The 10,285-nt window shown below is 30.2% G+C and carries 7 protein-coding genes; 4 read left to right on the forward strand and 3 right to left on the reverse strand.

Going from position 1 to position 10,285, the window contains the following annotated elements; all coding sequences use genetic code 11:
* Positions 1-2: 2 nt before the first annotated feature.
* A complete protein-coding gene (locus ABI549_RS04520) occupies positions 3-887 on the forward strand; it encodes a clan AA aspartic protease (protein ID WP_348075263.1) in 885 nt (294 codons plus the stop codon).
* 125 nt (positions 888-1,012) lie between these two features.
* On the opposite strand, the gene ABI549_RS04525 is transcribed toward ABI549_RS04520, so the two are convergent.
* Positions 1,013-2,197 carry a hypothetical protein gene (locus ABI549_RS04525; protein ID WP_348075264.1) on the reverse strand — a complete coding sequence of 395 codons (1,185 nt, stop codon included), beginning with the start codon at positions 2,195-2,197 and terminating at the stop codon, positions 1,013-1,015.
* Between the two features lie 191 nt (positions 2,198-2,388).
* Complete coding sequence (gene fahA, locus ABI549_RS04530; protein ID WP_348075265.1) at positions 2,389-3,672, reverse strand: fumarylacetoacetase; 1,284 nt, start codon at positions 3,670-3,672, stop codon at positions 2,389-2,391.
* Between the two features lie 110 nt (positions 3,673-3,782).
* Here fahA and glyA point away from each other — a divergent pair, with 110 nt between their 5' ends.
* The 3 genes from glyA to ABI549_RS04545 all read left to right on the forward strand — a co-directional run bounded on the left by glyA (position 3,783) and on the right by ABI549_RS04545 (position 9,587).
* A complete protein-coding gene (glyA, locus tag ABI549_RS04535) occupies positions 3,783-5,057 on the forward strand; it encodes a serine hydroxymethyltransferase (protein WP_348075266.1) in 1,275 nt (424 codons plus the stop codon).
* A gap of 379 nt (positions 5,058-5,436) precedes the next feature.
* The gene (locus tag ABI549_RS04540; protein WP_348075267.1) at positions 5,437-8,469 is read left to right on the forward strand and encodes a M4 family metallopeptidase; all 3,033 of its coding nucleotides are present in this window, start codon (positions 5,437-5,439) and stop codon (positions 8,467-8,469) included.
* Between the two features lie 434 nt (positions 8,470-8,903).
* On the forward strand, positions 8,904-9,587 hold the full coding sequence (locus ABI549_RS04545; RefSeq protein ID WP_348075268.1) for a HupE/UreJ family protein: 684 nt from the start codon (positions 8,904-8,906) through the stop codon (positions 9,585-9,587).
* Positions 9,588-9,590: 3 nt separating this feature from the next.
* Here the strand turns inward: ABI549_RS04545 and ABI549_RS04550 are convergent.
* A partial coding sequence (locus ABI549_RS04550; protein WP_348075269.1) for a hypothetical protein occupies positions 9,591-10,285 on the reverse strand: 695 nt, incomplete at its 5' end.

Here is a 10,285-nt window from a genome sequence, read left to right on the forward strand (position 1 = left end):
AAATGAAACAGTTATTATTTTTTGCTTTTATACTATTTTCTATAAAGAGTTTTGCTCAAAAAATAGAATTTAGGGACACTATTTCATTGACTATTAACGAGCATAATACAATTTTTATAAAAGCTGTTTTCAATGAAAAAGACACTTTAAACTTAAATTTTGATACAGGAACAACCGAATTGATTTTAACAAATGATGTTTTAAAGAATAAACTTAAATTTACTCCAAAACTTTATAACACATTTTATAATTTAAAAATTGGAAAAACAAATTACAAAACTAAAGTTTATGACGCTGAATTAGCAGGACACGGAACAGATGGAAGATTTGGCTGGGACTTTTTCAAAGGAAAAGTTGTTGAACTCAATTATGACAATCACGCTATGATTATTCATTCTGAATTGCCCAAACATGTAATATTAGACAGCAAATTTAGTGCCTTAAAAATGGAATTTTTTAAAGACTTGTTTTTAGTTTTAAGTGAAATTAAGGAAAATGGAATTACAAACAATGATCTTTTCCTCTTTGATACTGGCTTTGAAAGAACTGTAATGTTAGATAATGATTTATTAAAAAAAGGTGCCTTTCCGACTAGTAAAATGAAGATTATCAAAAAAGTAATAATGAAAGGTGCACAAGGAAACGAAATTCCTGTTATTACTTCTATTTTGCAAACATTAAAAATCGGAGGATATAAACTTAAAAATATTCCAGTCCAAATAACAACTTCACAAAAGCCATTGAAGGATAAAAATGTTCATGTTTTAGGGAACGAAATTTTAAGAAAATTTAATATATTCCTCGATTTTAAAAATAATGTCGTGTACATTAAACCTAATAAATATTTTAATAACCAATATATTGACCAAAAGAAAAATAGTATATAAAAAATTTATAAAAGACGATTTTACCCAATTTTCATTTATATACTTTAATTTTAAAACTAAAAAAAACTAGAAATCAACTTTAATCTTGAGTTCTAGTTTTTTTTAATTATAGAATTTAAAAAAAATTATCTTCTAAATCTATTTCTGGTAATTACATCTTTCAATTTAGATTTTAAATCCTCCCCCGAATCATAAACCATTTGATCATTACTAGGAAACGGAACAGCACGTTTGTTAAAATATTGCATATAACTTTCGTCACAAGCATTTTTATCTCCATTGTATGTTGAATAAATATTTTCGAATACAAACTCACTTGCCACAGGAAAAGCTTCTATTAGTTGATTAGTTCTGAAATCGATATAATCTACTTTGGCCGTAACTTGACATGATTTAAACTGCTTAAATTCATAAATATCTACTCGGATATTCTTAAAATTATCAACTTTTATAGGATGTCCTAAACTATCTTTCACAACATTTCCGTGGGAATCTAAAAGTGTTTTTACCCCATCTTTAATCTGTTTTTCTTTAATAAATTCTTTCTCCTTAATTTGTTCTGGAGAAATATTTATCTGACGAAAATTTACAATCAATCCATAATCGTAGTTAATGTTTTTTTGTTTATTACTATGATAAACTGTCCATTTATCATTTAGTCCATATGTACTAAAATCTAATAAATCATCTTGCAATCGAGTTGGAATAATCATATTAGTTTCATTCTTTGTATAAACACTTACAAAATCAGTTCCTTTTAGCTTGGCTTCATTCATGAGTTTATTCACATCTTTATATCCTGGATTCAAACTCTCTAGGTAAGCTAAATCATCGTATGATTTCCTAAAATCCATTTTATTATTAGATTTCAAAAGTTTAGTAGCATTATCATATAAATATTTAGATAATGAATTTTTACTGTTTACAATTTGGTCTGAATAATTATCTAAAGGGAAATAAGCATTTCGTCCGTCTTTAAGTAATTGTAATGGCAGCAAAGGACGAATACGTTCTTGACGACTATTTAATTGCAAATAAGTATTATATATTCTCTCCAAATTTGCAGGATTAGCATCTTTAGCTAGCATATCTATATTACGTAAATCACGATCTTTGGCTTTAGCAAAAGCTTCTTCAAGCAAATAAACATAATCCTGTTTTCCTTTTGAATCTTTTTTTGTACGTAATGATTCGACAGCTCGATTTATGGCACTATCATAATCACCATCACTTAATAACGATTGTGTTTTTTTTACGCCACAAGAAAAAATGAAACAAGAAACAAGAAATAATAATGTATTTTTTTTCATAAACTTAGGTTTTAGATTAGACAAATATAATTTTTTTGAAGCTATTTCCAGCTATTCACTATATCTTTTACTTTCTAAAGAAAAAAGTAAAAGGATATCGTTTCTATCTGGGCTAAATAAGGCAAACATCGAGCCAAAAAAACTCCAAAATTAAATTTTGGAGTTTTTTTATTTTCTAAAAGTGATAAGAATTATTTCATTTTATTGGCAGGCAATAATTTACTAGAAACTTCTCCAAAACCAATTCTAACTTTGTCATTTTTGCAGAAACCTTTCATAATTACAGTATCGCCATCATTTATAAATTTTCTTTCGGAACCATCATTCATTTTTATAGGATTTTTTCCACCCCAAGTAAGTTCTAGCATAGACCCAAAACTATCTTCGGTAGGTCCAGAAATTGTGCCAGAACCCATCATGTCACCAGAATTTACTCGACAACCATTACTCGTATGGTGTGCTAATTGCTGGCTCATTGTCCAGTACATATGTTTATAATTGGATCTAGAAATCACAGTTGCTTCAGCATTTTCAGGAGCAATAGATACTTCTAGATTAATATCGAAGGAATGTTTTCCTTTTTGTTGTAAATACGGTAGTGTCGTTGGTTCTTGTTTTGGACTTTGCACTCTAAAAGGTTCAAGGGCATCCATAGTTACAATCCAAGGAGAAATAGAAGAAGCAAAGTTTTTTGCTAAAAATGGGCCTAGTGGCACATATTCCCATTTCTGAATATCACGAGCACTCCAATCGTTTAGTAAAACCATTCCGAAAATATATTCTTCAGCTTCATTTACAGGAATATTATCTCCCATAATATTTGCATCGGTTGTAATAAAAGCAGTTTCTAATTCAAAATCCACTAATTTAGAAGGACCAAAAACAGGTTGTGTTTCTCCATTTGGCAAAGTTTGTCCGTTTGGTCTATGTACCGGAATCCCAGAAGGAACAATCGTAGAACTTCTTCCGTGATACCCCACAGGAATATGTAACCAGTTAGGTAACAAAGCATTTTCTGGATCACGAAACATTTTCCCTACGTTTGTAGCATGCTCCTTGCTCGAATAAAAATCAGTATAATCACCAATAAAGACAGGAAGTTGCATTTCTACATCATCAATATTAAAGATAACTATGTCTCGATGTTTTTTACTTTCTTTTAGTTTCGGATTGTTAATATCAAAAATATCTGCAATACGATTTCTAACCAATCTCCATGTTTTTTTTCCATCAGAAATAAAATCATTTAAAGTGTCTTGCATGAAAACATCATCGGTTAATTCTATTCCTTCAAAATAATTTAATTGTTGTAAAGCACCTAAATCTATTGCATAATCTCCAATTCGAGTTCCTACTGTTACTATATTTTCTTTGGTTAAAAAAACACCGAAAGGAATATTTTGTATAGGAAAGTCGCTGTCATCAGCTATGTTTAACCATGATTTTCTAGTTGCATCGTTTGCTGTAATGGGCATATAATTATATTATTTATTTGTTGATAATTCTTATACCAAATATATCATAAACTATTATTTTACCAAACGTTTTTTTGTATTTTTGTACTGAATTTAACTAAATAAAAAATATGTTACGCGACCAACAAATATTTGACCTAATTATTGAAGAACAAGACAGACAAATTCACGGTTTAGAGCTAATTGCTTCCGAAAATTTTGTAAGCGACCAAGTAATGGAAGCCGCAGGATCAGTACTAACAAATAAATATGCTGAAGGGTATCCTGGAAAAAGATATTACGGAGGTTGTGAGGTAGTTGATGTTATAGAACAAATTGCTATAGATAGAGCTAAAGATTTGTTTGGTGCAGAATATGCAAACGTACAACCACACTCAGGTTCACAAGCAAATACAGCAGTTTTTGCCGCTTGTTTAAAACCAGGAGATAAAATTTTAGGTTTCGATTTATCTCATGGGGGTCACTTAACGCATGGTTCGCCAGTAAATTTTTCAGGGAAATTATACAGTCCAACTTTTTATGGTGTTGAACCAGAAACAGGAATTCTGAATTATGATAAAATACAAGAAATTGCAACAAAAGAACAACCAAAACTAATTATTGCGGGAGCATCTGCTTATTCTCGTGATATGGATTTTGAACGTTTTCGTAAAATTGCAGATTCAGTTGGTGCACTTTTGATGGCTGATATTTCGCATCCAGCTGGATTAATAGCTAAAGGATTAATGAACGATCCAATTCCTCATTGTCATATTGTAACCACAACAACACACAAAACACTTCGTGGACCACGTGGTGGATTAATTATGATGGGGAAAGATTTCGAAAACCCTTGGGGACTAACAACGCCTAAAGGAGAGATTAGAATGATGTCGCATGTTTTAGATATGTCAGTTTTTCCTGGAAATCAAGGTGGTCCTTTAGAGCATATTATTGCTGCAAAAGCAGTTGCATTTGGAGAAGCACTAACAGATGAGTTTTTTAGATATGCAATGCAAGTACAAAAAAATGCTAAAGCTATGGCAGCAGCGTTTGTAAAAAGAGGTTATAACATTATTTCTGGCGGAACGGATAATCATATGATGCTAATCGATTTAAGAAATAAAAATATTTCTGGAAAAGAAGCTGAAAATGCATTGGTTAAAGCAGAAATTACAGTAAACAAAAATATGGTTCCTTTTGATGATAAATCACCATTTGTAACTTCAGGAATTCGTGTTGGAACACCAGCTATTACCACTCGTGGTTTATTAGAAGATGACATGGAAACGATTGTTGCTTTTATCGATAAAGTAATTATGAATCATACAAACGAAAAAATCCTAGAAGAAGTTGCTGACCAAGTAAACGAAATGATGGGAGAAAGAGCAATTTTCGTTTTCTAAATAATATATGTGTCTTTATAGAAAACCACGTTTTTGACGTGGTTTTTTTTATACATTTAAATCAATTAATTATTTGCCCCCTACTAATTTTTTTTGCTCATTTATTAGTTATCTTTTTAAATTAATATTTTGTTTATTAATTTTTCCAGCAGATACATTAATTATAAATATTCTGAGATTTTGAGCTAATTAAGCTCTTATTACTGGGAGTAAAAAACACTATGCTTTCTAAATATCATTTTTTATATTCAAAATTGATGTTTATTTTAATTTACATTTAATAGTTATTAGCATTTTCTCAGGAATCAAATGTGCTAAAAAAATAGAAATTAACATTTTTTTTATTAATATTGCATCAAAATACAAATTAAAATAAATAATGAAAAAAAATTATATCTTGTCATTATTCTTAATGATATTATTTACATCAGGTATTTTGGCTCAAAATGCTAAAACATACAATCCTGATAATGCTTATCAAAAAACGATTAAACTTGAAAATACGACTTCAAAAGAAGTTGCTATTTCTGAATTTGGTAAAAATTACAATTTAGATGAAAATAATACTTTTGTGGAGAAAAAAGAAACTTCTGATTTTTCTGGATTTACACACCAACGTTATCAACAATATTATAAAGGTATAAAAGTTGAGTTTGGAACTGCAATCACACACGCACGTAACGGACAAGTTGAAAGTGTTAATGGAGAATTATATGATGCTAAAAACTTAGACATAAAACCAACATTATCTCAACAAGATTGTTTTAATCGTGCATTAAATTTTATTGGTGCTCAAAAATATTTATGGGAAGATGATAATAGCGCTAGAGCAATGGATTATGTTAAGCCCGTAGGTGAACTTGTAATTTTTCCAAAAATAAATGTTGCAGAAATCAGATTAGCATATAAATATGATATTTATGCAATGACTCCGCTATCTAGAAATGAAATATTTGTTGATGCTCACACTGGAGAAATTCTATACAAAAATCCTATTATTAAGCATTTGACAAAATTAACTTCTAATAAAGAAATCGACGCAAATGCTAAAAAAGGAGAAGCTATTATTCTTGAAAATAATACAAATACTTACTTTCTTACAGGAACAGCTGCAACACGTTATAGTGGAACAAAATCTATAGAAACTAAATTAGTGGGTGCTAATTATATTTTGCAGGAAGATACAAGAGGAACAGGAAATGGTACAGCGACTTATAATTCTGGAAAGGCACCATCTTATGCTTTAGTAGATTTCGTGAATTCTACAAATACATGGACTACTGGAAATTATGCGGCAGCTTCGGCAACAAAAGATAATGCAGCGCTTGATGCACATTGGGGTGCGGAAATGACTCATGATTTTTGGAAGAATATTTTTGGAAGAAACAGTTATGATGATGCAGGTGCTAAAATAAAAAGTTATGTACATTATGATGATGTTGCAGGTGGAGCAGGATACAGTAATGCTTTTTGGAATGGAAATGTAATGACTTATGGTGATGGAAGTACTAGACCTTTTACAGCTTTAGATGTTTGTGGACATGAAATTGGTCATGCAATTTGTACTTATACTTGTGATTTAGCTTATCAGAATCAATCTGGAGGGATGAATGAAGGACTTTCTGATATTTGGGGTGCTTGTATTGAGCAATATGGTAGAAATGGGAATCTGAATGCTACTGCTGATACTGCATCTCCAGGAACTTTGGGACTTTGGAAGGTAGGAGAAGATCTTTCGTCAACGGCTAGTGCATTACGTTCTATGAGTTATCCTACAACTAAAGGTGATCCTGATACTTATCTTGGAACAAATTGGTCAGCTACAGCAGATGACGGTTCATGTGCACCTACAAGCGGAAATGATCATTGTGGAGTTCATACTAACAGTGGTGTATTAAACCATTGGTTTTATTTGCTTACAATTGGAAAAACAAATTGGACAAACAATGCTACTCCTACAAGAACAACTACAACTACAGGTATTGGAATGGCTAAGTCTTCTCAAATTACCTATTTTGCAGAAAGAGATTATTTGACATCAAATGCTACATATTCAGATATGCGAAATGCGACTATTGAAGTTGCAAAAAATGTTTATGGTTGTGGCTCAACAGAATATATTGCTGTTATGGATGCTTGGTATGCTGTAAATGTAGGGGCTAAATATTCTGGTTTAGATTTAGTTGTTAGTTCAGTTACAGGTGATAGTAATGTTGCTTGTGGCGCGTCTCATTCTGTGTCATTTATACTTAAAAATCAAGGATCGCAAGATATAATTTCATCATCGACAACAATTTCATATTCTATTGATGGAGGGACTTCTACCAATGTAAATTGGTTAGGAAATTCTTTATCGGCATGTACTAACCCAAGTCAAAATTATTCTATTACTATTGGTGCTTTATCAAGAGGGACTCATAGTATAACTGTGTTAACAACAGTAACGGGAGATACTGATACTACAAATAATACAAAAACTACACTAATAACTGTGAATGATAATGGTACTGTAGGAACAATAAATCCGTTTACTACTGCTGCAAATACTCTAGTTTCTATTGATGGTAATGGGGATACAAATTCAATTTGGGAAAGAGGAGCAGTTAATAAATCACCTTTAACTACTACTGCTACAGGTAGTTCTTCGGGTTATGCGACAAAACTAGTAGGCAATTACCCCGATAATTCTGAATCTTATTTAGTGTCACAGTGTTATGATTTGTCAACTTATAATAATGCAACCGTAAGTTTTGATATGGCATTTGATTTAGAAGAAAATTATGATTTCATTAACCTTGAATTTTCTACAGATTCTGGTACGACATGGAAAATATTAGGTAGTGCTGCTGATTCTAATTGGTATAATAGTTCAAGAACAAATACTAGTTCTGGCACAACAAATGACTGTCAATTGTGTCCAGGTAAACAATGGACTGGTGCTTATGCTACTGGACCAACTGTTGCGCTTGGAGGAACTGGTATAAATGGTAATAAACGTAATTATACACATACACTTACAGCCTCAGATTTAGCAAGAGGAATTACATCTGGACCATCAAACATCATTTTTAGATTTAAATTTGTTTCTGATGGAGGAGCTAATCAAACAGGAGTATTTATTGATAATTTTGTAGTTCAAGGTACACTCTCTACTCAAGAAAATCAATTTGAAAATTTTGGAGTTTATCCAAACCCATCAAACGGATTGTTTAATGTAGTTTTATCAACTTCCGATAAAGTTAATATTACTTTACATGATCTGAGAGGACGTTCTATATATAATGAAACATTCTTAAGTAATGGTTCAGTATTTAGCAAAGAACTTAATTTTAGTTCATTATCTTCAGGTATTTATATGCTAAATGTAGAAAGTGAAGGTAAAAAAGCATCTAAAAAAATTATAATCAATTAATAAAAAATATTATTTTTCGTAATGAGCTCGATATTGTATCGAGCTCATTATTTTTATAATCATAAGTTTCTAAAGATTTTTTATATTGTTAATTTAATAAATTTTAAAAGTTTTAACTTTCCTATCTACAAAAAAGATCATAAATTTTTTATAAGAATTTCATACTGTTATTAAATTTTTATTCTTTTTAAAGTGATTCTTATTTGAGAAATTTGTAATCATTTAGATTAAAAAAATCTTTAAGATAATTTTAATGTAAATAATTAATTTTCCTCTGGAATTTACTTTGCTAAAATAACCTCGAATGCTAAAATAATAACAGGGAAATTAGTAATAGAATAATAATAACATTTCTATCTTTTAAAAACATTAAAAAATAATCATTGATAGAATTCGCTTTGTTTATTATATTTGCTAAATAACTCTTATAAAAAATGAAAAACAGTTTATATAATAATAAAAAAATCAAATATTTATTTTTCGTTTTTTTATTTATAGGAATTTATCAATCAGCCAATGCTCATGTTGCGGTTGTAGAATTAGAAAATATGTCTGGCAAAGACACTATTTTTTTGTATATAAAATTAGGCTTTCAACATATTATTCCGCTAGGAATTGATCACATTTTGTTTGTATTGAGTTTGTTTTTATTGAATCCAAAACTCAAACCAGTTTTACTCCAAGCCACAGCATTTACGGTTGCTCATACTGTAACTTTAGGTTTGTCGATGTATCAGATTATTAATCCTCCAAGTTCTATTGTTGAACCAATTATTGCAATATCGATTATGTATGTTGCGATGGAAAATATTATTTCACCAAATTTGAAACCATCACGAATTGGAATTGTTTTTCTTTTTGGATTAATACACGGTATGGGCTTTGCAAGTGTCTTGAGTAACTTAGGATTGCCAGAAAAATCATTTTTAACTTCATTGTTAATGTTTAACGTAGGTGTAGAATTAGGACAAATTACAATAATTGTATCAGCTTACTTTTTATTAGCAAAGTTTTTTGGAGACAAACCTTATTACCGAAAATATATCGTTATTCCCTTGTCAGCCATTATATTTGCTATTGCAACCTATTGGACAATTGAACGAATATTTTTCACATAACTATTATTCTTTTAATTTAGAATCTAAATCGCGAGCTATACTTGGACTTAAATCATAATAATTTTCATTAGCAGCTTTATAAAATTGACTAGCATTATATCCTTTTTTATTAGCTTCCATAAGTTTCCCCATATAATATAATTCTAGCGCCTCAAGTGGTTTTCCTGAAACATATTTTTTATAAATAACATTTGCCTCATTAATTTTATTATTAGCTAATAAAGAATATACATACCAAGAATAGGTTTGCGGTGTTGCTCTGTTTTCAAGTTCAGCTTTAGCTAACATTTCAGCTTTAGCAGGATTATTAAGAATTTGAGTATAAAGTTGGACTAAATATTTTGTATACATTGAACCATAAATACTATCGGTAACAATGCTTTCATATTGTTCTGCATACTTTTTTTCAGCAACAGCATCTTTTTTGTGCTGAGCTACTAAAATTAATTTATAAAGTGGTTCCGGAGATTTAGTTTTTGTTTGAACAAATTTAAATATTTTCTCGGCTAAAGCATCATTATTATCATGCTGTAAAGCAATCCAACCTATTCCCATAATACTATGTAAGTCTGCACTATTTAATTTAATACTTTCTTTATAATCAGAATAAGCATTATCTAATTTTCCTGAATGTGTATATGAATCGCCGGCATTTGACAAAGCAATATTTTTTGAAGCAACATCGTTGGCTGCCATTT

It is taken from the genome of Flavobacterium sp., from assembly GCF_039932285.1.
Taxonomy (GTDB): domain Bacteria; phylum Bacteroidota; class Bacteroidia; order Flavobacteriales; family Flavobacteriaceae; genus Flavobacterium.

Coding starts and splice junctions, on each gene's coding strand:
- fahA (WP_348075265.1), bottom strand. CDS start 3,672: ATGCCCATTACAGCAAACGATGCAACTAGAAAATCATGGTTAAACATA.
- ABI549_RS04540 (WP_348075267.1), top strand. CDS start 5,437: ATGAAAAAAAATTATATCTTGTCATTATTCTTAATGATATTATTTACA.
- ABI549_RS04525 (WP_348075264.1), bottom strand. CDS start 2,197: ATGAAAAAAAATACATTATTATTTCTTGTTTCTTGTTTCATTTTTTCT.
- ABI549_RS04520 (WP_348075263.1), top strand. CDS start 3: ATGAAACAGTTATTATTTTTTGCTTTTATACTATTTTCTATAAAGAGT.
- glyA (WP_348075266.1), top strand. CDS start 3,783: ATGTTACGCGACCAACAAATATTTGACCTAATTATTGAAGAACAAGAC.
- ABI549_RS04545 (WP_348075268.1), top strand. CDS start 8,904: ATGAAAAACAGTTTATATAATAATAAAAAAATCAAATATTTATTTTTC.